This is a genomic window from Selenomonas sp. ND2010 (assembly GCF_000702005.1).
In the GTDB taxonomy this organism is placed as follows: Bacteria; Bacillota; Negativicutes; order Selenomonadales; family Selenomonadaceae; genus Selenomonas_A.
Genome location: NZ_JNKI01000013.1, coordinates 14,322 through 38,040, shown reverse-complemented (window position 1 = coordinate 38,040; position 23,719 = coordinate 14,322). Strand labels below are relative to the sequence as shown.

Below are 23,719 nucleotides of genomic sequence, written 5' to 3'. Positions count from 1 at the left end.
GTGATAGTTTTCAGAATAGCGTAATGTAGATTCCTATCGACAAAAGTCCTAAAACTTGTAGAATTGTACTATTGTGGTAGGTGCTGGTGCAGAGTATAATGAGCAAGTATTGTTTTTCGAATGCGAAAACAGTTGAGTGTAGGAAAAAGGGGCTGGGGACGAGAATTGTCAGTAAAGAGAAAGGTAGAGTGAAGGAATGCGATTAAAAGACGTTCGTATTGGTTACAAGATTATGGTGCTGGTTATTATCGGCGTCATTGGTATGGTATCCCTCGGTTTATCGAGTTACCAGGGAATGAGCAAGGCAAGTGATGATCTCGACAATATGTATAGTCGCAAATTGCAGGCCACTCGTTTGCTCGGAACGGAAATCAGTCTCATGCGTGCCGTCAAGGTAAGCACTGTTGAATATATTTTAGAACCGAATGATGCCAAGGTAGAGGAATCGATTGATGTAAACATCCAGAAGTACGAAAGCTACTGGAGTGAATATCGGCCACTGGGCATGCGGGCGGACAAAGCTGCCGCGGAGATCCCGAATACGGAAGCCAAGTGGAATGAATTTAAGCAGGGGGTGCAGGAAGCACGTCGCCTGGTGAAGGAAGGCAAGAAAGAGGAGGCCTGGAAGCATTTTCGCAAGGTTGAACTGACGACGGCAGAAGATTTGCTCAAGAGTCAGCAGGCTCTGCGCAAGGTAGCCGATGATAATGCAGATATTCTCAACCAGGAAATCAAGGAAAGCAATACCAATCATATCGAGTTCTCGTTCATGGTAAACTTGGTAGCGCTGGCATTGCTCGCTGGTTTGTCCGTCGTTATTATCCGCGATATCACGAGCTCGCTTCATCGTGGCGTTGCCATTTGTGAAGCGATGAAAAAAGGTGATTTCCGCACTGATGGGGTAAATCGTGTTGACCGTGGCGATGAGCTCGGGGCAATGGCTAATGCACTCTTTGCTATGCGCAAGGAACTCAATGATCTCATGCGCAGTGTCAGCGAGTCGTCCGAACAGCTTGCTGCGTCGTCGGAGGAGCTTACGGCCAGCTCGAATCAGGCCGCTCAGGCATCGACTCAGGTGGCTCAGTCGGCGGGCGATGTTGTCAATACGATCGAGAATCAGCAAAAGGCCGTAGCCAATAGTAATGAGTCGGTGGCACGAGTTCAGAGTGCAGTGGCTCATGTCAAGGAACAGTCGCGCATGGTAGCAGGCAATTCTGCTTCAGCTGCTGAGCAGGCTGCTGCTGGTTCGGTGTCGATTGACAATTCGGTTGAGCAGATTAAAAGTGCAGAGTCGACGGTAAAAGATTCGGCTGAGGTAGTCGATCGTTTGGGTGAGCGTTCGCGAGAAATCGGTGAAATCGTTGATACGATGGCAGGTATCGCTGAGCAGACGAATCTTTTGGCACTCAATGCCGCTATCGAGGCTGCTCGTGCCGGCGAGCACGGCCGTGGCTTTACGGTAGTAGCGGAGGAAGTGGGCAAACTCGCTCATGAATCGCAGGAATCGGCAGAAAAGATTGCTCAGCTCATCAAGGGAATTCAGCAGGATACCGATGCGGCGGTCAAATCAATGCAGAATGGCCGTGAAGCGGTAGTATCAGGAGCTCGTTCCGTTGAGGAACTGCGGTCGATGTTCGATGAGATCAGCAACCTTGTCCAGGGCGTATCGAATCAGATCCAGACGGTTGATGAAGCGGTCGATGCAATGACGCAGGAAGCCAACTCCATCATGGGTGAGGTAAATAACATCAGCGGTTACAGCAATAAGGTATCTTCGGAGATGCAGGCTGTATCGGCGGCAACGGAAGAGCAGTCCGCTTCGGCTGAGGAAATTGCCTCGGCTAGTGATTCACTGGCAGTGCTGGCTCAGAAACAGCAGGAAACGCTGTCTCACTTCAAATTCTAAAAATACGATATACGATAGTAGAAAAGCTGTCGTCTCATGCGTTTATGAGACGGCAGCTTTTTATCGTTAGAGTAATATGTAATAATTAGCATAACTTTTTCGTATAGGTAAAATAGGACTTTTGTACAGGTTTACGCTTGTAATAGTTTTTGTTTTCCCTTAAAATTGGCAATACAACTGTTTTGGGAAAAAACAGGACTAACAGGGGGCAGAGGACGAGTTGGGATGTACGGACTACTGCAGAAAGGCGTGTGAGAAAATGAGATTGAAAGACATTAAGATGGGGTACAAGATTCTCGTCTTGGTACTGGTAGGAATTATCGGCATGGCTGCTTTGGGCATTTCGAGCTATAGGGGAATGAGCAAGGCCAGCGATGATATTGAAGATATGTATAGCAACAAATTGAAAGCTACGCGTTGGATGGGTTCGGAGATGAGCTTGATGCGTGGTGTTCAGATGAACGTCGTCAAACATATCCTGGATCCGAAAGATAAGGCTATTGAAGATGCCTTGGCAGAGCGTATCAACAAATACGAAGAGAACTGGGCCAAGTATAAAGTCATCGGTATGCAGTCTGAGCGTGCAGCTGCGGAAATCCCCAATACCGAGGCTTTGTGGGCGAAGTATATGAAGGAAGTCCAGAACGTCAAAAATCTGGTGGCTGAAGGCAAGCAGGATGAGGCTTGGAAAGCGTACAAAAAGATTGAGGATACGACGGTAAAAGATCTGCTCAAGAGCTTGCAGGGCTTGCGCCAGGTGGCCGATGAAAACGCAGAGAACCTGAACAATGATATCAAGGCTAGAAACAGTCAGCAGATTGCATTCTCTACGATTCTCGTATTGGTGGCGTTTGCCATTTTGGGCGGCCTCTCGGTTATCATCATCCGTGATATTACGGAATCCTTGGGAAGAGCAGTAGCTGCCTGCAATAAGATGCGTGATGGGGACTTCCGTACGGCTGGCCAGAGCATTGTAGATCGTGGCGATGAATTGGGACAGATGCTTACAGCACTGGCGCAGATGCGTGGGGAACTCACGAAGCTTATGTGCAATGTCAGCGAGTCTTCCGAGCAGCTTGCTGCATCGTCTGAGGAACTCACGGCTAGCTCGAACCAGGCAGCTCAGGCGTCTACGCAGGTGGCTCAGTCGGCTTCCGATGTCGTGAATTCGGTTGAGGATCAGCAGAAAGCTGTGGTTAAGAGCAACGAGTCTGTCGAGCGTGTTCAGCAGGCTGTAAGTCATGTGAAATCCCAGTCGGCAAAAGTTGCCAATAATTCGGCGTCTGCAGCTCGTCGGGCTGCGGATGGTTCAGTAGCTATCGGGGAATCGGTGGAACAGATTCGCAGTGTAGAAAAAACGGTAAATGGTTCAGCAGAAGTTGTTGACCGCCTTGGTGAGCGTTCAAAAGAAATCGGCGAAATCGTTGACACGATGGCTGGTATTGCCGAGCAGACGAATCTCTTGGCCCTTAATGCCGCTATCGAGGCTGCCCGTGCCGGTGAGCATGGCCGTGGATTTACGGTAGTGGCAGAAGAAGTCAGCAAATTGGCGCATGAGTCGCAGGAGTCTGCAGAAAAGATTGCTCGGCTGATCAAGGACATCCAGCGTGATACGGAGGATGCTGTTGATTCGATGCGGAATGGCCGCGAAGCAGTTGTTGCTGGTGCGCGTTCGGTGGAAGGCCTGCGCTCGATGTTTGAAGAAATCAATGGTTTGATTAATGGCGTATCGCAGCAGATTCAGACCGTTGATGAAGCCGTTGAGGCAATGGCTGCAGAGTCGGCAGCTATCACGACTGAGGTGTCTAACATCAGTGAATACAGCAATCAGGTTGCATCGGAGATGCAGGCGGTGTCGGCGGCAACGGAGGAACAGTCGGCTTCGGCGCAGGAAATCGCTTCGGCTAGTGATTCGTTAGCCGTTCTTGCCCAGAAACAGCAGGAAGCTCTGGCAAAATTCAAATTCTAATCGATTACTCAGGGCTTTCTTCCTGGCAATGCCAGGAGAAAGCCCTTTTTTTTAAAATGTAAACAAATTAAAACAATTTTAAATATCGGATAATCCTATTGAAAAACGATGAAAGTAATATTATAATATAAATTGAAAAATATACCTATTGAATAATGGATTAAGGAAATGTACAAGGAAAGAGAGGGATAATCATGGGTATATCGGCGGTTAGCATCACGACGCTGACCAGTTTCCCTCAAATGAATCGCGAGGTAACCGCGAGGGGACAACAGGTAGCGAAGGAGCACAGTGAGGCTGCGGCTTCGTATACGAAGGTTTCTAATTTTGGAAATGAGACGAAAATTGGCAGCAGTGCTTTTCAGCAGGCGAATCGGACGATCGTTAATATTGGCGAGCAAAAAACATCAATGCTCATGGATCGGAGCAAGTCATATTACGAAGTTTCGAATTTTGGCAACGAAACTAAGCTCGGTTCCAGTAAATTCCAGCAGCAAATCAAAGCCGATGCGGAACAAGGTGCTCAAAACCTGTCCAAGGGAATGAAAGCGACAGCAGACATCACGCGTGTATCAAATTTTGGTACGGAGACGAAACTTGGCAAGAGTGGCTTCCAGCAGGTAAATGCGCAAATCATGCAGGCCCGCCAAAAAGCCTATACGCAGTTTGCGGATTTCCAGAAACAAGCTGGCAGCAGAGTCGACATTGGTGCGTAAAACAAAATAGTTAAGACCTTCTTCTTCGGGAGAGGGTCTTTTTTTGTACTGGGAAAAAAGGCTGTGTAGCGAATGTTACAGCTTGGAGAGAATAGCTCCGCTATAATGAAATTTGTCAAGAAGAGACAAGCTTCGTTTGGGTATTATGGTTCCGAAGGTAAACGGAGGAAAAGGAGAGATATTTTATGGAGAACAAGATGTTTTGCTATCAGTGCCAGGAGACGGCAGGCTGCAAGGGCTGCACGCAGGTTGGTGTCTGTGGCAAGAAGCCGGAAGTGGCAGCGATGCAGGACCTTTTGATTTATGTGACGAAGGGACTTTCGGCTGTGACGACGCGCTTGCGTGCCGAGGGCAAGAAAGTAGCGGCAGAGGTCAATCATCAGATTACGCTTAACCTGTTCGTGACGATCACCAATGCGAATTTTGACCGTGAAGCAATTGTAGAACGCATCAAAAATACTTTAGAAGTGAAAACAGAACTGTTAGCGGGCCTTACGAATCGTGAAAATTTGCCGGATGCGGCTCTTTGGAATGATACGGAAGATGGGTTCGATGCAAAAGCTGCTAAAGTCGGAATCCTGGCAACGGAAAATGAGGATATCCGCAGCCTGCGCGAGCTCATCACTTATGGTCTCAAGGGCTTGGCAGCATATCAGAAACATGCGAATGTACTGGGCTACGAGAATGAGGCAATCGACGCATTCGCGCAGTCGGCATTGGCCAAGCTCCTCGATGACAGCCTGACGGGCGATGACCTTACGGCGCTTACGCTGGAAACCGGCAAGTGGGGCGTTGACGGTATGGCGCTTCTCGACAAAGCGAATACGGAAACTTATGGCAATCCGGAACTTACGAAAGTAGACCTTGGCGTACGTAAGAACCCAGGTATCCTGATTTCGGGCCATGATCTCAAGGATCTCGAGATGCTCTTGGAGCAGACGCAGGGGACAGGCGTTGATGTTTACACGCATGGCGAGATGCTGCCGGCTCATTACTATCCAAAATTCAAAAAGTACGAGAATTTTGCTGGCAACTACGGCAATGCCTGGTGGAAACAGAAAGAGGAGTTTGAGGCATTCCATGGCCCTATCCTCATGACGACGAACTGTGTCGTACCGCCGAAGGCTTCGTATCAGGATCGTCTGTTCACGACGGGGGCTACGGGGGTACCGGGCTGTTCGCATATTGCCATGAAGGAAGATGGCACGAAGGACTTTTCGCCGATCATTGAGCTTGCGAAGAAATGCGAGGCGCCGACGGAACTCGAGCAGGGGCAGATTGTTGGCGGTTTTGCGCATGAGCAGGTGTTTGCCGTAGCTGATAAAGTCGTCGAGGCTGTTAAGTCCGGTGCCATCAAGAAATTTGTCGTCATGGCTGGCTGCGATGGCCGCATGAAGTCCCGCGACTATTATGCGGAGTTTGCCAAAGCGCTGCCGCAGGATACGGTTATCCTGACGGCTGGTTGTGCGAAGTATAAATACATCAAGATGAATCTCGGCGATATCGGTGGTATCCCGCGTGTTCTCGATGCTGGACAGTGCAACGATTCCTATAGCCTGGCCCTCATCGCGCTCAAGCTCAAGGAAGTATTCGGCCTTGATGATGTCAACGAACTGCCGATTGCCTACAACATTGCTTGGTATGAGCAGAAAGCTGTAATCGTCCTGTTGGCACTCTTGCACCTTGGCGTCAAGAACATCCACCTCGGCCCAACGCTGCCGGCCTTCCTGTCCCCGAATGTAGCGAAAGTCCTGATTGAGAACTTCGGTATTGGTGGTATCACGACGGTAGAAGAAGACATCAAGAAAATGATTGGCTGATTCCCAGCTTCATTAGCGATAAATTCGCGATAAAAAAATAAAGAGAAAGCTCATTGGCTAAAAGGAAAGTGCCGATGAGCTTTTTTTTGCCTGAATGGATGAGCCTCATGGGGAGGGGATGAAAAAATGTTTGTAGCAACTGGCGCTATTGATGAATATATATGCAGGAGGTTGGGGGGAGGGAAGCGAATATTCCTGACATAGGTTGCTTGTGCAACGTATGTATGTGACTTTCGATGATATAATGAAGCCAGTTAAAAATGGAAGATTTTCTGGAGGGGATTGGATGCAGATCTATCATTTGGATTTACAGGAACTGCCCTTGTTTCGAGATGTTTCCGCTGAGGAAGTAGATCGCTTTATTATGAGTACGGGGGCGGCGGTCAAGCGTTATGAAAAAGGAACGCGGATTCTTAAAGCCTATGAGCCCAATGCCAATATAGGGGTTATGGTTGAGGGAAAGGCTCAGGTTATTGCTGAGGATCGCTTTGGCAATGAATCGATTGGCCACATATTGGAACGTGGTGCGATGATGGGCAGTGCGTCAGCAATTCTGCCGCGATTCCAGTCCAATAACAATACGTCGATTGAGGCGTTGACTGATGTGCTCGTGCTTTGGGTGTCGTATCGGTCGCTTTTGGTAGCAGGCCCTAAGCTGGGACATACGCACGGCATGGTCATGCGTAATCTATTAGAAGCGTTTTGCCGCAAGAATGTCATGATGATGGAAAAAATTGAACTCTTATCGCAGAAAACCTTGCGTGAACGACTGATTCTCTATCTCTTGCAGCGTGAGGGGCGCTATCAGAGTGAACAGGTCAAAGTGCCGGGGCGCGTACAATTGGCCAAGGAAATAGAGTGCAACCGCAGTGCCTTGACGCGCGAGATTGCGGCGATGAAGACTGAGGGCATGCTGACGGTCGGTGAGGACTGGTTGCAGCTCAATAAAGATAAGATTGGGTGTTGAATCATGATAACGATAAAGTTTGAAGCGGTTACCCAGTCGTTTTACGGCCGAACAATCTTTCAGGACATCAACGCCAAGCTGCGAAGCGGGACGATTACGGCTGTGACCGGCCAGAATGGCAGCGGCAAGTCAACGCTGCTGAAGCTGGCGGCGCATTTTATGCTGCCAGCGGCTGGCCGCGTAAGCGTTGTGGAGGATGCGCGGGAGCTGCGGCGGGAAGAGCTGCGCAACCGTCTGGCGATGGTAACGCCCGAGCTAAGATTCTATCCACGACTGACGGCGCGGGAGAATCTCGCTTTCCTGCTGGGGCTTCGGGGCATAGAGCTGACGGAGACAAAGTTTCAGGCGTTGCTGGCACGCGTAGGTTTGCGGGATCAGGCCGTGGCGACAACCGTTACGGGAGAGTTTTCGACCGGCATGCGCCAGCGTCTGAAGTTGGCGGCACTTTTGGCCGCAGAGGCGGATATCTGGCTGCTCGATGAACCCGGGGCGAATCTTGATGCAGCTGGCCGAGAATTGGTGCTGCGTGAGGCTCGGCAGGCGGCCGACGAGGGACGTCTGGTGCTATGGGCGACCAATGACGAACGAGAGGAGGCGGCAGCCGATGCAGCAATCCATCTGGCGGGGCATTAAGCTCGTATTCTGCAAGGAACTTACCATAGGAATGCGGTTCAAAGCGGCATGGGCGGCGATGTTCATGTTCGCGCTCACGACGCTGGCCTGTGTCAGCATGGCGATGCAGGGGGGCGCGGTAGAGCCGCGCCTGCTGGCGGCCCTTTTGTGGGTCAGCTTGTTTTTTGCAGCGATGGCTGGCGCTGATCGCGTGTTTGCCGATGAGGATACCGCAGGAACGTTGCTTACTTTACATATTTTTGGCCCTGCGCAGGCGGTGCTCTTGGGAAAGATGCTCTATACCTTATTCCTGCTAGTACTGCTGGCTTTGTTTATAACCCCGTTGTTCCTGGTATTGATGGATGTGGCGGTGGCCGCACCGCTGGTATTGCTGGGAACTGTGCTGCTGGGCTGTTTTGGCATAGCGGCGGCGGGAACGCTGATTGCGGCGCTGACTACCGGGGCTAGTGTCCATAGCGGCTTGTTTTCGATATTGATGCTGCCAATTATCCTGCCCGTGTTTTTGCCGGCGATATCGCTTACGGCAGGGGCCTTCGGTGGGGGTGCAGTTACGGTTTCGTATCTTGGTGGCATGGCACTTTACGATTTTATTCTGCTCGTCGGGGCGTCGATTTTATTTGATTATCTTTGGTATGAGGATTAACTAGCGGATTGTATGATATGGGGAGGATAAAAGTGATACAGGCTAGAATCCTGCCGTGGCTGATTGGCGTGCTTACGGCAGTGCTGATATATCTGGTTTTCTTTGTGGTACCACCGGCGCAGGGGCTGGGAGACTATGTGCGCATCGCATTTTTCCACATTCCCATGGCGTGGGTATCGGTGCTGGCATTCCTTATGAGTGCCTGGTGGGGCGCAAGGTATCTACGGCGGCAGGAGATGGAAGCGGATCGTCTGAGTGCGGCGTCAGCCAAGCTGGGCTTGGTATTTGTCGTGCTGGCAACGCTCAGTGGTGCTATCTTTTCCAAGCTGACATGGGGCGCTTATTGGAACTGGGATCCACGGCAGACGACAATTTTCGTATTGCTGCTGATTTACGGGGCCTACTTGACGCTGCGGGCTGCAATGCCTGAGCCACGGCGGCGGGCGCGGGTGACAGCAGTTTATGCGTTGTTTTCGTTTCTGACGGTACCATTCCTGGTGTTCATCATTCCACGGCTGTATTTTTCGCTGCATCCATCGCCAGTCATCAACGGCAGTGGTTCGCTCGATATGGACCCGGTAATGCTGGGGACGCTGCTGGCAGGGCTTATCGATGCAACACTGCTCTATGTTTGGCTGGTATGGCGGAGCGTTGGCCGTGGGGATAAGGAGGCGTTATCATGAACCGGAAAATATTGCTGGGAATACTGATTCTGGCGTTTATCGGCTATGCGGGGTATAGCTTCGTCGATTCGGTCACGCCGTATGTCGGCATTGCTGAGGCGCGGACGGCAACGAGCAGTGTCCAGGTCAAGGGGCTGTTGGACAAAAAAGCTGAGGCTCCGCATATGGAAGGCGAATACTTTGTGTTCACGTTGCTCGATGAGGACACGGGGGAAAATATGCTCGTGCGTTATCATGGGACAAAGCCGGATCAATTTGATGAAGCCCATCATATTGTCGCCGTGGGCAAGTATCGGGATGGTGCGTTCCAGTCCGATAAACTGCTCATCAAGTGCCCGTCGAAATACGAGCAGCAGAAATAAAAAGGAGGCTTCTTCTTTTGGTTGGTACGATATTTTTAGCGATTACGCTGGCGTTGGCCTTATGTGCCCTTCTTTGTTATGCAGTGCGTACGGAGCACATGGAGCATTATGGCCGCTGGCTAACGATTTTGTCGTTTGCCGGTACGCTTTGCGCCAGTATTTATTTGCTGGTTTTGATTTTTGGCAATCACTTTGAAATCGCCTATGTGGCAAGCTATTCGTCGGTGGAATTGCCGGTGATGTATAAGTTCTCGGCCTTTTGGGCTGGTCAGCAGGGCTCGTTTTTGCTCTGGCTGCTGTTCCATGCGGCGGCTGGTGTTGTCCTGAGTCATCGTCGGCGTTTGTCCGCTGTCGGCATGTGCGTGTATATGATCTTGCAGACGCTTTTGACTATTCTCGTGCTGGCCAAGAGTCCGTTTTTGCTGCAGGAGGTTGCGGTCGAAAATGGCGTCGGACTGAATCCGCTGCTGCAGGACCCATGGATGGCTATCCATCCGCCGATTATCTTCCTTGGCTACGCGCTTTTGGCGGTGCCATTTGCCTGCTCGGCAGCGGCTCTTATCGAAGGGCAGCCGGCAAAAGCATGGCTGGAGACGGCGCGCCGATGGGCGCTGGCAGCATGGGCTTTCCTCGGTGCCGGGATCTTCATTGGCGGTTATTGGGCCTATAAGGTCCTGGGATGGGGCGGCTTTTGGGGCTGGGATCCCGTTGAGAATTCGTCGCTCGTTCCCTGGCTGGTGGCTGGTATCTTCATCCATGTGCTGCGCGTGGCCCGCGTGCGGGCTGCGGCACTGTCGATGGTGCATCTGGCGGCGATTTTTGCCTTTTCGCTGGTTCTTTATGGCACGTTTTTGACGCGCAGCGGCATTCTAGGGGATTTTTCGGTACATTCATTCAGCGGCACGAGCATCGGCATGACGATTGCGGTCGTCAATGCGCTGGTCCTTGTCGGCGGTTTGCTGCTGTTGACCGTCCGGGCAGGCAAACTGCCACAGGGGGAGATGTATCCTGCCTATGACAGCCGTGAATTTCTGGTGCTGCTGGGGGCCTTGCTGCTGGTCTTTATCGCGGCCGTCATCTTTCTTGGCATGTCGATGCCACTTCTTACACAGCTTTGGGGCAAGCCGGCTGCTGTGGATACGGATTTTTACGTGCGCACGACGCTGCCGCTGGCGATTGTCCTGATGCTTTGCCTCGCTGGTGCAAGCCTGCAGCGCTATGGAGTCGGTCAAAAAGCGGCACCGCTGAAACCGTTGGGCGTATTTTTCCTTTTGGGCGCTGCACTGGCCTGGCTGATGGGAATCCAGCAGATTATGCCGCTTTTGCTGGCCGGCGCAGCCCTTATGGGCGTTGCTGCATCCGTTTGGAGCTGGCGCAAGCAGGCAATCGGTTTGGGCGGCATGATTGCGCATGCTGGCTTGGGGCTGGCGCTGCTGGCCATTGTCTTGTCTGGCAGCGGCAGTAAGACGACTTCGCAAGAGCTGGCAGTTGGTGAGCCAGTTACCCTTTATGGTCATGAAATTGTCTTCAAGGGGCAAGAGTTTGCTGGTGATATGCGGGCGAAATACTACATCTATACCGTTGATGGCCGTGAGGTGCGCGCTTTGACGAAACTTCATGCCAACGGCGAAGATGCGGCCCGCGAGCCAGCCATCGACAAGACGATTGGCGGCGATATCTACATCGCGCCGACGCCACCGAAGGATAGTGGCAGGCAGGAACTTATCTTGAAATATGGCCGTATGGATATGGATGATCTCTTTGCCTATCGGTTTGAAGGTGTGACGCTCGAGGAACAGGGCGGTGGCAAGATGCTTGTCAAAGCGGTTATCGCCGTGACTGATGGCGATACGATCGAACGTGTCGAACCGACGATACAGGCAACCCTTGAGGGCGGCACTTCAAAGCCTGTCGATGTATTTGGTGGCGAGAAACGCGTGCGCCTGACTGGCGTATCAGCTGACCAGAAACAAGTGCGCCTGGAAATCCTGCCATCAATCGAAACGGAAACACAACAGGCAATTACAACAAGTGTCAGCACCAAGCCGTATATATGGGTACTGTGGCTTGGCAGTGTGCTGGTTTGTGTGGGTACTTTAGTGGCACTAAGAAAGTAAAAAAGGGCTATGGCATTATGCGTACAATGTAGGCGCGGGAATGTCATAGCTTTTTTCATCATCAGTTCATGGACAACTTTTCTATTATTTTAATGCGTTCCAATAGCTCCTGTAGCATAATGCTTATATAAACATGTCCATGGACAACTTAATTGAAATGGAGGAGCCGATGGAGGTAAAGCGTAATACTTATTTAAATAAGGTCATAGAAGGTTCAGTATCTTATGCGCTTGTTCCGGGAAACGTACATCAAAGATATCGTCGAGAGGAATAATATCGAAAAACAGCAGGAGTTGGAGGATTTGCTGAATGTCCTGGCATCATCTATTGGGGCACTGACTAATCCTACGAAGATAGAAGCTACTTTCAAGAGCCGGCTGTACTCATCGATAAGCAACAATACTATCAGCAAGTATATCGGCAGTCCCTTGAAATATTATTTTGAGGATGTTGGTTTGTGCAATGCCCGCTTGGATTTTCGCTAGGTTGAGGAAACCCATCTGATGGAAAATATCCTTTACAACGAGCTTCGGATGCGCGGTTATAATGTCGATGTGGGCACCGTAAACCAGCGTTATATTGATAAAAATACAGGGAGCAAACTGACCAGGCATTTGGAAATTGACTTTGTAGCCAATCTGGGCAGTAAGCGCTACTATATCCAATCTGCATTTCAATTGCCGGATGCGGAGAAGGTCAAGCAGGAAAAGGCTTCCTTATTGGCGATGAGAGATTCCTTTAAAAAGATTATCATCGTAAAGGAGGTAATCAAGCCGTTCCAGGATGAGGACGGCATATTGACCATGGGGCTCTTTGATTTTCTACAGAATGCTAATAGCCTAGAATGGTAAGAAATAGAGATGAACTATTGATTTTTCCGGGTCAAGCGGGACTGCCTATGTACGCATCGTGGATGGCAGTTCGATAACGCGTGATTCTATGTCCGGGATTTGGTTATCCATCATACCGACAAAGCCAGTATGAACATTCATGTCCAGATTCCGCAGACCTCAATGGATCATCTTTTCAACTATATACCTGGGATAGCATCCTACAAAGACTATAACGTCTTAACGCAGGCCAGCCGGGAGAAGCTTTTAGGCAATCAAGGCGGGCGGATGTCACTGGATGGGACGCGTATGGTGAAGAACGATGAGCCGGGGCTTTTGGACCGGGCAATCGAGTATTTGCTGGATGCCAGCACGCTACCCAGTCTGCGCAGTCTATGCTGGCACAGGCAAACCAAAATAACAGTAGCGTTTTGTCTTTGCTGCAAGCATGATTTTAAATACTGTCATCGACAGTTACAATTTGATTTAAGAAAAAATGCGTAAGAACGATATAATAAATAGCAGGTTTTGTCTTTGAGGATAAGGATAGAATTCTATTTCATAGGGACGTGAGGGATTGGCTATGACTATGACGGTAATGAATAACCCATCGGCTATGCTTTCATTGGGAGAGTTGAACAAGAATGTTTCCTCTTTGGGAAAGAAGCTCAAGAAAGTGGCGACGGGAACCAAAATAACTGGCGCAGGTGATGGTGCATCAGAGTATTCGATTTCTGAGCGTATGCGGGTACGGCTAAGAGCACTTGAGCAGGATGCTACGAATGTGCAGAATGGCAAGACTATGTTGAATGTGGCGGCAGGAGCCATTCAGGAACAGCTGGAGATTATGAGGACAATCAAGGCCAAAGTTCTTGATGCGAATAATGATACGAATACGGACTTGGATCGGCTTACGATACAAAAGGAGATTTCGCAGGGGTTTGATCAGGTACATGATATTGCGTACGAAACGAACTACAACGGTAAGCTGCTCTTGGTGGGCGACAAAAAGGTGGATGAAATCTACACCTGGCGAATCCTGGACAAGCCAGAGCCGGTGCCGGAAAGCGGTACCTTGAATCTGATTGCTGATCAGTATGATACGCTGGATGGTCAGACAGGGCCGTTTGCGGTATTGCCGTTTTATAGTACGACAGCGGTAACGATAGAGCCGCTGTTAGGGAATCTGACCAGTAAGAATCTTGAAGGTGGTGCGGATGGCTACTATGATCCACCTACGACAGCGTCCCCAGCTTCCTTTACTGTTGATTTTTCTGGTTATGATTCGTCGAATGCGGAAGGCGTGGGCTTTTATACGGCCAGCAATAGTTCAGGTTCAAGTGCTACTTATTATGTACTGACGAATAATCCTACGGGCAAGAATTATCGCCATGGTGCAGGTTCCAGTGAAAATGTAGTGGAGATAAATATCAACGGTTTGGATTCTGCTGGTATAGCGAGTGCGGTGGCATCAGCTATCAGCGGTAAAGGTGTAGTAGGCAGTGCGACTAGTAGTGGCAATGTTGTCAGTGTCACTACAGCTTATTCTGGTTCAGCAGCTAATAATGCCACGGTGAAGGGATGGAGCCAATCCGCAGGTTCAGCTGAGAAAACTATAGGTGGCGGTGAGAGCAAGAAGTATGGGCGCAGCAGTGCTACGTCTACAGGTTTAGGGAATAAAAGTGCTAAGGGTGTGCCGGCTTCGGCGGGCACCTATGTACCAGCAACTTATAAGGAGTATCATGATCCTGCTACCGATATTACCACGCAGGTAGTGGATGTACCAGCTCATTACGTAGGCGGCAGCGGTGGCAGCCCGGCTAGCCTGGCGTTGAATGTGGGTGGAGCGCCTACAGGTTCTGGAATAGCGATTAATTGTTCTGGAACAAGCGGGACCGCTTATGTACGTATTGTGGATGGCGGTTCGATAACGCGTGATTCTACGGGCGTTTATGAGGTAGGCAGGGATGCCAATCTTTCCGATTACAAATTATGTACTTGGGATACCTATAAGCCAGACAATGCCGTGGATAGTTATGTCAGACTGTCTATGGCTAATGGTCAGATGACACTTACGTCTGTTTATTCGGGTGCTACAATAACAACTACGGATGGTTTTTCGTCAGTGGCCGGGGCTGATGCGATAGCGCCGACAACGACGACTGTGAATTTTGAAACGGTAACGGCTTATAATGGTAATGTGACGGTAGCTAATGGTGGTGTTGATAGAGGTGCTTACCATGAGGGGCCGCGTGCGAGCTACACGATGGACCTCACGGCTTATGATACCACGGACAGTGATAAGCTAGAAGCGTTTATTGAGGCACTTCAAGGCAAGGCTCTGAGTACTAGCGGTGTAGGAACGATTGAATTCATTGACAGCAAGGTGCCAACATCTTTTGAAGCTTTGAAGCACTTGCCGAGCGGGATAACTTTCGATTTGAATTCCCTCAGGTCATATATGGCGAATGACAATACGAAGACCGTGGCTGATGCATTTATTTCGCTTATGTCAGCACAGAGCGCGTATCTTAGTGATGGCAGCGATGCAGTGGCAGGAACTAAAGGATTGAAAGTAACTGCGTATGCTAGAGAATCTGCTGGTAACAGCCAGGTCATCAGTTTGTCGCAGGGCAATATGAGCGCTTATACGATAGACTTCAAGGCATATGCCTCGAGCAACAGTTTGTCATTGCCGGATGATTTGGATGGTAAGGGCTTTCGGGTATACTGTGCTACCTGCGCAGATCAGTGGTTTAATTTCCAGTTCAAGTCAAAGGATGATCCCTCGGATGCAGATCGGCCGGCCAGTGGACAATCTGGAGCGGATATCAAGACTACCATCATAGATATTTCTGGGGTAACGGATGTAAAATCTCTGGTACAGGCTCTTTATGATCAGGGTGGCAATGCTATGGAACACATCATAAATGGGCACTCGCATATGCTGCATTTTGCGGCGGATCCTGAGGCGGGAACTTTAACCGTTTATGATGACCGCAAATTTGATTTGCGGAATTATTCCAGCCAGTATCCATATTTGCAAGAGAAAGGAGCTAAGCTGGCGGATGGTGTTTTAGATGATGTGCAGAAGGCTACGCGGGGAATCTATGTCCGGGATTTGGTTATCCATCATACCGATAAAGCCAGTATGAACATTCATGTTCAGATTCCGCAGACCTCAATGGATCATCTTTTCAACTATATACCTGGGGTAGCATCCTACAAAGACTATAACGTCTTAACGCAGGCCAGCCGGGAGAAGCTTTTAGGCAATCAAGGCGGGCGGATGTCACTGGATGGGACGCGTATGGTGAAGAACGATGAGCCGGGGCTTTTGGACCGGGCAATCGAGTATTTGCTGGATGCCAGCACGCTGGTGGGGGCACAGACCAGCCGTCTGGGAATGACGTATGATAACATCATCGCGCAGCAGGAGGGGACAACCGCTTCGGAATCTACCATAAGGGATGCGAATATGGCCAAGGAAATGACAGAATACACGAAGTATAATGTCCTTACCCAGTCTGCTCAGTCCATGCTGGCGCAGGCAAACCAAAATAGCAGCAGCGTTCTATCTTTGCTGCAATAAGGAGAAAACCACGTTTATCGCTGGAGAACAGCAGATGAACGTGGTTTTTTTTTGTGTAAAAAATTCTGAAAATGGTTGCGTGAGCAACATCACATCGTTTTGACAAATGCTATAATGGGCGTAGAAGTGAGAGGAGGGGAGCGGAAGTGGATTTCAAACAGCTTATTCAGAAGCATACATTAGCATGTCTGGCGGGGGGATTCGTCCTTGGTATTGCAGTTTGCGGATTTAGCGCGGCAATGATGTCGTTTTCGGGCAGCCCGGAATTTTGCGGTACTTGTCATGCAATGAAAACGGAAGCGTGGACGTTTGCTGAGTCAACCCACAGTAAACTGGAATGTACGGATTGTCATCTGCCCCATGATAACATGGCGATCTACCTAATGGAAAAGGGAAGAACCGGCATGGTGGATACCTATCATGAGGTAATGCGGGATTATCCGGCTCACATCAAGTTGTCGGCCGATGCTAAGAAGACGGTCAATGCGAATTGCTTGCGCTGTCACGAGAATACCATGAAGAATGTTCATGCTCAGGTTGGTGTTGACCTCGACACTGGTGCTGACTGCCTGAAATGCCATAGCAGTATCGCTCATGGCGCGAACCATCTCGAAGGGGGGATAAAAGTTGAGTAAGCTACAGAAAATATTAGCGGGAATCGCAGCTGTCTGCCTTGTATTCTTTGGCTTTGTGGTGGTTCGCATTGGTGCGGCGCCCAATGATGACAGCGTAAAACTGGCTAAGATTCCTAAGGATCAGCAATTGACAAAGGATGGGTATAAGGATGCTTACCCGCTGGAGTACGAGTCTTTTATGAAGAACAATGAGATGCATCCATCGCCAACGGGGTATGGTGGTTCGGATAAGGTGGATCATCTGAAGGAGCAGCCGGAGGCGGTTCAGAACTTTAAGGGCTATAAGTTTGCCATTCAATATGATGATGACCGAGGGCATACTTATGCTGGAATCGATATCCTGGAGTCGAAACGCCGTCCGGGGCAAAAGGGATCGTGTATCGTCTGCAAGGGTTCTTATATGTATGATGTTTACTTCAAAGAGAGTGGCTGGGACTTTGCTACAAAGCCATTTGATGAAATTGCTGCGCCAATAAAAGACGATGAGTGGTTTGGCTGCTCAAGCTGCCATGATCCTGAGACGATGGAACTGCGCGTTTATCAGCAGGGCTTTGTCGAGGCTATGGCTCGCCGTGGCGTTGATATCAGCCAGGCATCCCATAATGAGATGCGTGCCTATGTTTGTGGCCAGTGCCATAACGAGTATTATTTCTCCAAGGAAGATGGCCGGGTAGTTGAGCCATGGGATAATGGCTTCGATGCCGAGCAGATCTATCAGTATTATCAGGATGGACATGCGGGTGGTTTCACGCAGGACTGGATTCATGCCGATTCCAAGACGCCGATGCTCAAGGCTCAGCATCCGGATTATGAAACTTGGCAGGATTCCATTCACGCGATGAATGGGGTTACTTGTGTTGACTGCCATATGCCGTATATGCGCAAAGATGGGCAGAAATACACGTCCCATTGGATGACGAATCCGCTGCTGACGGCACAGGAGTCTTGCCAGAAATGCCATCAGGAAAGTGCGGAAACGCTGACGAAGCGCGTCAAGACAATTGGGGATAATACCTTCAGACTGCAGCGGATTGCTGGACAGACCGTAGCAAAAGCTCATCAGACAATCAAAGCTGCTATGGATGCTGGGGCGACCGATGAACAGCTCGCTGCAGCACGTCAGACGTTGCGTGAAGCTCAGTGGTATTGGGATTTTGTAGCTGCCGAGAGCAGTATGGGATTCCACAACCCAGACAAACAGCTGCGTGTCCTAGGCCTTTCGATTGATAAGGCACATACCGCCATTGCGCAGGTAAATGCAGTAGTAAAGGGAAGTTTATAACGCGGAAGAAGGTGTCTCCCACCTTGGTGAAACGCCAAGCGGAAGTTTTGCCTGTGGAAAAAACAGAATAACGGCGTTATAATACGATGAGACGAAAGCTGTGAGGCATGAAAACTAATGCTTCGCAGCTTTTGTTTTGGACAAGGTTTCAGAAAAATATGATATAATATAAGAATGAATATAACGATTTCAGCTGAAAGCGAGGGATAGATATGAAAAAGAGATGGTATGGACTGGGCGCGTTGGTTTTAGGTGCAGTGGGCATCCTGGCAACGGGAAGTTTTGCTGCACAGGAGCAGACGGCTAATCAGGTAGTGCAGGAAAGCGTCAAGATTATGCAGGCGGAAGCAGAAGCTGGCAAGAATATGATAAAGGCTCCGAAAGCGGAGGCAGCCAGCCAGCAGCCGGATATGGAAACAGCGGTCCAATGGGCAATGGCGATTGCCGATGATCCGCGTCATGGATACTCGCAAGGGGCAGAAAATGCTACGGCAAGCTGCCCCTATACGGGGTCGCGGGAGGGTCCGGATTATGATTGCTCATCGCTGGTTTATCATGCGCTGGATCATGCGGGCTTCCCCATTATTGCTGCTTGGCAGCAGAATCCGGATTTTTACCGTTTGTATAACGGCAAACAGGAAACCGGTGATGCCGATACGATTTGGCCGGACATGCAGCGAATTGGCGGCTTTACGCGCTATTCGTGGGCGTCAGTAAAAGACAATCTCAAACGAGGAGATATCCTTTGCAAACCGGATGCGCATGTGGCTATCTATATCGGGAACGGCAAGACCGTGGAAGCTCGTGGGGTGAATAATCCACGGGGAGGCAGCTGGCGCACTGGTGACCAGGGGGGAGAAATCGATTATTACAGCGCCTATGGTCGCAATTGGACCGAAGTGTACCGTTATACGGGAAAATAAATCTACAGGAACAGGAAACTAGTATAGCTTGAGAGGAGTAACGGATGGAGAGTAAAGACGGACAGAGTATTGCAGTAGCCAAGTTATACTATGAATCCGATATGAGCCAGCAGAAGATTGCCGAAACCATGCAGTTATCACGGCCGACGGTTTCCCGCCTGCTTCGCTATGCCAAGGAACAGGGGTATGTGGAAATCAAGATTATCGACCCGACGGAAAGCATGACTGCTTTGGAAGACCGGTTGCGGGAAAAATATCGACTGGACTATGTCAAAATTGCAGCAGCGCCCATGGAGACGGAAAGCGAGCAAAAAAAGGCGATTGGTGCGATGGCGGCCGAATATCTCAGCGATGTCATCAAGGAGGATGACATTGTGGGCGTAGGCTGGGGAGAAGTTCTCTATGAGATGGCCAAACGACTGCCGCACAAGAATATGCCGCATGCGAAGATTGTTGAGCTCAAAGGCGGTATCAGTCTCAACAACAATCGAACCTATGCGCAGGAAATTCTTGATTTGTTCACCCAGGCATATTCGGCGCAGGGGTATTATCTGCCTTTGCCAGTGATGTTTGATACGGTTGAGGTGAAGAATATCGTGTCGCAGGATAAATTCATTCGGAATATCCTGCAGTTGGGGCGTGATGCCAATATTGCGGTGTTTACGGTGGGGTCAGCCAGCAAAGAGTCAACGATATTCCACCTGGGGTATTATATCAACGATGAAGAATGCAAATTCATTCAGAAACATGCGGTAGGGGACGTATGCTCACGTTTTTATAATGAGCAGGGGGAAATTTGTGCGCCGCATGTTGATGAGCGTACGGTGGGAATTTCCCTGGAGGATTTGAAGGCTAAGCCGCAGCGGCTTATGCTGGCTGGGGGGAAACACCGTCTGCCAGCAATCCGGGCAGCACTTAAAGGTGGTTTCGCCACGGCCTTTATCACGGATCAATATACGGCAAAATCTTTGGTTTGAAAAAAAGTTCAAAAATATATTTACAAAATTTCACAACAGGATTATAATAAGAACCGTAAAGAATGCACTACCGAGAAAGGGGATTTTTAAATGAACGCAAAGGAAATTATGTCTCGTGTTGACCACACGTTGCTGAAACAGACGGCTACCTGGGAGGATATCCAGGCTATCTGTGATGAGGCGGTAAAATATCAGGCAGCTACTGTTATGATTCCGTCCTGCTTTATTCCGCGCATCAAAGAAAAATATGGTGATGCCCTGAAGATTGCAACGGTTGTGGGGTTCCCGAATGGTAACTGCAATACGGCTGCCAAGATTGCTGAAACGGCACAGGCTTTGGCCGATGGTGCGGTAGAAATCGATATGGTCATCAACATCGGCATGCTCAAAGCTGGTGAGACGGACTATGTTACGGAAGAGATCCGTGCTCTGAAACGCGTTTGCGGTGACCGCGTGCTCAAGGTCATCGTTGAGACTTGCTTCCTCACGGAAGAAGAGAAAATCGCTGCTTGCAAATGTGTCAATGAGAGCGGTGCTGACATCATCAAGACGTCCACGGGCTTCGGCACGGCTGGTGCAACGTTGGAGGATATCGCCCTCTTCAAGAAGCATATCAACGAAAATGTTGGCATGAAGGCTGCTGGCGGCATCCATACGCGTGAAGAGATGGAAGCTTATATCAATGCTGGCTGCTGCCGTCTGGGCGCAAGCGCAGCGGTTAAAGTTCTGAAAGACGAACTGTAAGAAATAAAAAATTCCGTTGGTCTCTCTAAGGAGAGTCAACGGAATTTTTTTATCAGCGGATGAATTCGCCGCTTTTCCCCCCGGTCTTTTTATCGAGGTGGATATATTGGATTTCCATGCGTTTGTCGATAGCCTTGCACATATCGTAAATCGTCAGCAGAGCAACGCTGACGGAATGAAGTGCTTCCATTTCGACCCCGGTCTGGCCGGTTACCTTGACAGTAGCTTTGGCTTCAACGGCGCATTCCGTGGGCAGCATCGTGAAATCGACGCTGCATTTGGCAATGGGCAGCGGATGGCAGAGGGGGATGACCGAGCTGGTGGACTTAGCGGCCATAATGCCGGCAACGCGCGCGACGCCGAGAACGTCACCTTTTTTTGCGGTTCCCTGCTCTATGGCATCGTAGACCGCTTGATTGACTTTTATGCGGCCGGTAGCGATGGCCGTGCGGCTCGTTTCTTGTTTTCCGCTGACGTCGACCATGATGGCCTGGCCTTCTTCGTCAAAATGAGTGAGACCTGTGCGTGGGTCCATACAATATCGTCTCCTTTTTTTGTAGCTAGCAATATTGTAACAGGATTTATCGCGAAACAAAAGCCTTCTCCGTATTCGGGAAGGCTTTTGTTTTAGCAGTTCATTCCGGAGCCTTTGCGGTCGTAGAACCACCAGGTAATCAGGATGGTGCTGGCCGTGAAGGCGATGAGCAGGTAAAAGGCTGGGGTTACGCTTTGGAAATTGGCGTAGGACCAACCGAAAATCTTCGGAATCAGGAAAGCACCATAGGCAGCAATGGCTGCGGTGAAACCGGTGACCAGCGAGGAATGAAAGGGATTGTTGAAGATATAGGGAATCATGCGGAAGGAGGCGCCGTTGACAAAACCAGTAGTCAAAAACAGCAGCAGGAAGGCTGCGAAGAACATGGCGAAATTATGGGCCTGGATTCCCGCGAGTACAACCAGGCTGGCTGCCAGCATGACGAAAAGGGACAGCAGGGTAACGCGGGAGCCGCTGTTGATTTTATCGGCCAGCCAGCCCCCAAGGGGGCGGACACTGGCACCGATAAAAGGGCCGAGGAAGGCGGCCATGGAGAAGGAGACTTCCGGAAATTCTTTGGTGACGAGAAGTCCCAACGCCGCAGAAAAGCCGATGAAGGAACCAAAGCCGCAGGTGTAAATCCAGCACATGAGCCAGGTGTGTTTGTTGCCGAAAATCGAAAGGATGGATTTGGGACTTTGCTTGGGCAGCGGCAGGTTATCCATGAACAGCCAAATCAGTACCAGGGTAATAATCGTGGGAATGGCCCAGAAATAGCAGACATTCTGCAGGAAAATCGTTGTGCCACTATTGGTTATGAGACCAGGGCCGAAAAATGAGGAAAGATTCCAGCCCAAAAGAAGTGGGGCCGTCAGGTAGATGAGTGAGACGCCAAGATTGCCGACACCAGCATTGATGCCGAGGGCAAGACCTTTATGGGCCTTGGGGAAGAAGAAGCCGATGTTAGCCATCGAGGCCGAGAAGTTTGCTCCGGCGATCCCGATGAAGGAAACAAGCAATACAAAGGTATCGTAAGAGGTGGCAGTATCCTGCAGGGCGTTGCCCAGGCCGATGATGGGCAGCAAGAGCAGGGCTGTGGTGATAAAGGTGGAATTTCTGCCGCCGATAAGTCCGGGTAGATAAGTATAGAGGAGTCTGCCTGTAGCACCAACGAGTCCGGGCAGGGCGGCCAGGGTGAAAATCTGCTCGTCGGTAAAGTGAAAGCCGACACTATTCAGCTTGGCGGCAATCGTTGCCCAGAGCGTCCAGACGACAAAGGACAAGGTCAGAGCCCAGGTGGAGGTATAGAGATTCTGGTTGGCAATCTTTTTGCCAAAGGCGTTCCAGAAGGCTTCGTTTTCTGGTTCCCAGTGGGCCAGGATTTCCTTGCGGCTTGGTCTATCGCCAAGCAGTTGCAATACATTGTTTTCTGCCATAGTAATACTCCTATTCGATGAAAAGAATAATGAATACGTGTAAATCAGTTTATGATTTACATCAAGTATAATTAAAAAACATCAAGCTGTAAGTAACAAATCTCACGAGTGCTGTGATAAATGTTACAGGTGAAAATGCATTTTTCTAGTAAACTATTCTTAGAAATAGGAAATGAGGTAATTGCCATGGAATCTATGGAATCGTTAGTTCGTCAGCTTTATGAAATCCCCGGCAAGGTTGTCATGCTTCATGATGGAGAGTACCTGTTTCATGAAGGGAATCCTGCCAAGTATTTTTATATTGTGCGGACGGGACAGATTTTTATCACGAAATACGCATCGTCGGGACGGGTACTCAGCTTGCGGTTGGCAACGCGCAGCAGTATAATTGGTGAATTGCCACTGTACGAGAGCAGCCCCGTTTACATCTTCAATGCGGTGGCGCAGAGTGCAGCCGAGGTCTATGCCATTGAGTTTCCTGTATTGCAGGCGTATCTGGAGAAAAAGCCGCAGCTGGCAGTGAATTTGCTAAAACTTATCAGCGCGCATATGCGGAAACAGCATTCAAAATTCCGGGATCTGGTTTTGTATGGGAAGAAAGGTGCCTTGTATTCGACTTTGATTCGCCTGTCAAACAGCTACGGCAAAGCGGTGGATGGAGGAATTCTGATCTCTGTGCCGCTGACGAATCAAGAATTGGCCAATTACTCGGGAACTGCTCGCGAGAGTCTCAACCGTATGCTCAGTGAATTGCGCAAAGCAGGAATTATTGAATACCGTGGTCATTTGATTTTTATCAAGGATTTGGAGTATTTGAAAGAGGCAATCCAATGTGAGAATTGTGGCCGGGAAGTCTGCAATATCGAATGAGCATTTGAACGAAAACGTTGAGAGAAACGAAATTGCGTTACAAGCTATAGGCAAGGGGATTGATTGTGATAAGGCAATC

Annotated in this window: 20 protein-coding genes and 2 pseudogenes; 20 read left to right on the top strand and 2 right to left on the bottom strand. The window is 49.8% G+C overall.

Annotation, left to right across the window (positions count from 1 at the left end; translation table 11 throughout):
* Window positions 1–196 precede the first annotated feature (196 nt).
* The 19 genes and pseudogenes from T504_RS0106325 to deoC all read left to right on the top strand — a co-directional run bounded on the left by T504_RS0106325 (window position 197) and on the right by deoC (window position 20,799).
* The gene (locus T504_RS0106325; RefSeq protein ID WP_033170225.1) at window positions 197–1,906 is read left to right on the top strand and encodes a methyl-accepting chemotaxis protein; all 1,710 of its coding nucleotides are present in this window, start codon (window positions 197–199) and stop codon (window positions 1,904–1,906) included.
* A gap of 259 nt (window positions 1,907–2,165) precedes the next feature.
* Window positions 2,166–3,875, top strand: coding sequence for a methyl-accepting chemotaxis protein (locus T504_RS0106320; protein ID WP_033170224.1), 1,710 nt, complete (start codon window positions 2,166–2,168; stop codon window positions 3,873–3,875).
* Between the two features lie 194 nt (window positions 3,876–4,069).
* On the top strand, window positions 4,070–4,591 hold the full coding sequence (locus tag T504_RS0106315; protein WP_033170223.1) for a hypothetical protein: 522 nt from the start codon (window positions 4,070–4,072) through the stop codon (window positions 4,589–4,591).
* A gap of 185 nt (window positions 4,592–4,776) precedes the next feature.
* Window positions 4,777–6,411 (top strand): hydroxylamine reductase, encoded by a 1,635-nt coding sequence (gene hcp, locus T504_RS0106310; RefSeq protein WP_033170222.1) that lies wholly within the window; start codon window positions 4,777–4,779, stop codon window positions 6,409–6,411.
* Window positions 6,412–6,697: 286 nt separating this feature from the next.
* Entirely contained in the window at window positions 6,698–7,378 is a 681-nt protein-coding gene (locus tag T504_RS0106305; protein WP_033170221.1) for a Crp/Fnr family transcriptional regulator, read from the top strand.
* A gap of 3 nt (window positions 7,379–7,381) precedes the next feature.
* Window positions 7,382–8,011 carry an ABC transporter ATP-binding protein gene (locus T504_RS0106300; protein WP_033170220.1) on the top strand — a complete coding sequence of 210 codons (630 nt, stop codon included), beginning with the start codon at window positions 7,382–7,384 and terminating at the stop codon, window positions 8,009–8,011.
* Window positions 7,983–8,654 (top strand): heme exporter protein CcmB, encoded by a 672-nt coding sequence (locus tag T504_RS0106295; protein ID WP_033170219.1) that lies wholly within the window; start codon window positions 7,983–7,985, stop codon window positions 8,652–8,654. The genes T504_RS0106300 and T504_RS0106295 overlap by 29 nt, the downstream gene beginning before the upstream one ends.
* Before the next feature lie 47 nt (window positions 8,655–8,701).
* Window positions 8,702–9,337 (top strand): cytochrome c biogenesis protein, encoded by a 636-nt coding sequence (locus tag T504_RS0106290; RefSeq protein ID WP_033170265.1) that lies wholly within the window; start codon window positions 8,702–8,704, stop codon window positions 9,335–9,337.
* Complete coding sequence (locus T504_RS0106285) at window positions 9,334–9,699, top strand: cytochrome c maturation protein CcmE domain-containing protein (RefSeq protein ID WP_033170218.1); 366 nt, start codon at window positions 9,334–9,336, stop codon at window positions 9,697–9,699. The genes T504_RS0106290 and T504_RS0106285 overlap by 4 nt, the downstream gene beginning before the upstream one ends.
* Window positions 9,700–9,716: 17 nt before the next feature.
* Window positions 9,717–11,816 (top strand): cytochrome c biogenesis protein CcsA, encoded by a 2,100-nt coding sequence (gene ccsA / locus T504_RS0106280; protein ID WP_033170217.1) that lies wholly within the window; start codon window positions 9,717–9,719, stop codon window positions 11,814–11,816.
* A gap of 224 nt (window positions 11,817–12,040) precedes the next feature.
* Window positions 12,041–12,301, top strand: coding sequence for a hypothetical protein (locus T504_RS13845; protein ID WP_051635236.1), 261 nt, complete (start codon window positions 12,041–12,043; stop codon window positions 12,299–12,301).
* Between the two features lie 18 nt (window positions 12,302–12,319).
* Window positions 12,320–12,667, top strand: a complete 348-nt coding sequence (locus T504_RS13840) for an ATP-binding protein (protein WP_051635235.1) — start codon at window positions 12,320–12,322, stop codon at window positions 12,665–12,667.
* A gap of 562 nt (window positions 12,668–13,229) precedes the next feature.
* Window positions 13,230–13,640 (top strand): annotated as a pseudogene (locus T504_RS14925) (flagellin); the annotation flags it as partial.
* Between the two features lie 2,289 nt (window positions 13,641–15,929).
* A pseudogene (locus T504_RS14920) lies at window positions 15,930–16,238 on the top strand (flagellin); the annotation flags it as partial.
* A 146-nt stretch (window positions 16,239–16,384) separates the two neighbouring features.
* Complete coding sequence (locus T504_RS0106260) at window positions 16,385–16,873, top strand: cytochrome c3 family protein (RefSeq protein WP_033170214.1); 489 nt, start codon at window positions 16,385–16,387, stop codon at window positions 16,871–16,873.
* The gene (locus T504_RS0106255) at window positions 16,866–18,155 is read left to right on the top strand and encodes an ammonia-forming cytochrome c nitrite reductase subunit c552 (RefSeq protein ID WP_033170213.1); all 1,290 of its coding nucleotides are present in this window, start codon (window positions 16,866–16,868) and stop codon (window positions 18,153–18,155) included. The genes T504_RS0106260 and T504_RS0106255 overlap by 8 nt, the downstream gene beginning before the upstream one ends.
* Window positions 18,156–18,367: 212 nt before the next feature.
* Entirely contained in the window at window positions 18,368–19,078 is a 711-nt protein-coding gene (locus T504_RS0106250; RefSeq protein ID WP_033170212.1) for an NlpC/P60 family protein, read from the top strand.
* Between the two features lie 44 nt (window positions 19,079–19,122).
* Window positions 19,123–20,055, top strand: a complete 933-nt coding sequence (locus T504_RS0106245; RefSeq protein ID WP_033170211.1) for a sugar-binding transcriptional regulator — start codon at window positions 19,123–19,125, stop codon at window positions 20,053–20,055.
* Window positions 20,056–20,145: 90 nt separating this feature from the next.
* Window positions 20,146–20,799 (top strand): deoxyribose-phosphate aldolase, encoded by a 654-nt coding sequence (deoC, locus tag T504_RS0106240; RefSeq protein WP_033170210.1) that lies wholly within the window; start codon window positions 20,146–20,148, stop codon window positions 20,797–20,799.
* Between the two features lie 52 nt (window positions 20,800–20,851).
* Here the strand turns inward: deoC and moaC are convergent, their stop codons facing one another.
* Window positions 20,852–21,334 carry a cyclic pyranopterin monophosphate synthase MoaC gene (gene moaC, locus T504_RS0106235; protein WP_033170209.1) on the bottom strand — a complete coding sequence of 161 codons (483 nt, stop codon included), beginning with the start codon at window positions 21,332–21,334 and terminating at the stop codon, window positions 20,852–20,854.
* A gap of 92 nt (window positions 21,335–21,426) precedes the next feature.
* On the bottom strand, window positions 21,427–22,770 hold the full coding sequence (locus tag T504_RS0106230) for an MFS transporter (protein ID WP_033170208.1): 1,344 nt from the start codon (window positions 22,768–22,770) through the stop codon (window positions 21,427–21,429).
* Window positions 22,771–22,965: 195 nt separating this feature from the next.
* Here T504_RS0106230 and T504_RS0106225 point away from each other — a divergent pair, with 195 nt between their 5' ends.
* Entirely contained in the window at window positions 22,966–23,640 is a 675-nt protein-coding gene (locus T504_RS0106225; protein WP_033170264.1) for a Crp/Fnr family transcriptional regulator, read from the top strand.
* Window positions 23,641–23,719 lie beyond the last annotated feature (79 nt).

Excerpts from the sequence above, each read along its gene's own strand:
- deoC (WP_033170210.1), top strand. The coding sequence starts at position 20,146 with ATGAACGCAAAGGAAATTATGTCTCGTGTTGACCACACGTTGCTGAAA.
- T504_RS0106315 (WP_033170223.1), top strand. The coding sequence starts at position 4,070 with ATGGGTATATCGGCGGTTAGCATCACGACGCTGACCAGTTTCCCTCAA.
- T504_RS0106305 (WP_033170221.1), top strand. The coding sequence starts at position 6,698 with ATGCAGATCTATCATTTGGATTTACAGGAACTGCCCTTGTTTCGAGAT.
- T504_RS0106225 (WP_033170264.1), top strand. The coding sequence starts at position 22,966 with ATGGAATCGTTAGTTCGTCAGCTTTATGAAATCCCCGGCAAGGTTGTC.
- T504_RS0106250 (WP_033170212.1), top strand. The coding sequence starts at position 18,368 with ATGAAAAAGAGATGGTATGGACTGGGCGCGTTGGTTTTAGGTGCAGTG.
- hcp (WP_033170222.1), top strand. The coding sequence starts at position 4,777 with ATGGAGAACAAGATGTTTTGCTATCAGTGCCAGGAGACGGCAGGCTGC.
- moaC (WP_033170209.1), bottom strand. The coding sequence starts at position 21,334 with ATGGACCCACGCACAGGTCTCACTCATTTTGACGAAGAAGGCCAGGCC.
- T504_RS0106230 (WP_033170208.1), bottom strand. The coding sequence starts at position 22,770 with ATGGCAGAAAACAATGTATTGCAACTGCTTGGCGATAGACCAAGCCGC.
- T504_RS13840 (WP_051635235.1), top strand. The coding sequence starts at position 12,320 with ATGGAAAATATCCTTTACAACGAGCTTCGGATGCGCGGTTATAATGTC.
- T504_RS0106325 (WP_033170225.1), top strand. The coding sequence starts at position 197 with ATGCGATTAAAAGACGTTCGTATTGGTTACAAGATTATGGTGCTGGTT.
- T504_RS0106320 (WP_033170224.1), top strand. The coding sequence starts at position 2,166 with ATGAGATTGAAAGACATTAAGATGGGGTACAAGATTCTCGTCTTGGTA.
- T504_RS0106245 (WP_033170211.1), top strand. The coding sequence starts at position 19,123 with ATGGAGAGTAAAGACGGACAGAGTATTGCAGTAGCCAAGTTATACTAT.
- T504_RS0106295 (WP_033170219.1), top strand. The coding sequence starts at position 7,983 with ATGCAGCAATCCATCTGGCGGGGCATTAAGCTCGTATTCTGCAAGGAA.
- T504_RS0106300 (WP_033170220.1), top strand. The coding sequence starts at position 7,382 with ATGATAACGATAAAGTTTGAAGCGGTTACCCAGTCGTTTTACGGCCGA.
- T504_RS0106285 (WP_033170218.1), top strand. The coding sequence starts at position 9,334 with ATGAACCGGAAAATATTGCTGGGAATACTGATTCTGGCGTTTATCGGC.
- T504_RS13845 (WP_051635236.1), top strand. The coding sequence starts at position 12,041 with ATGCGCTTGTTCCGGGAAACGTACATCAAAGATATCGTCGAGAGGAAT.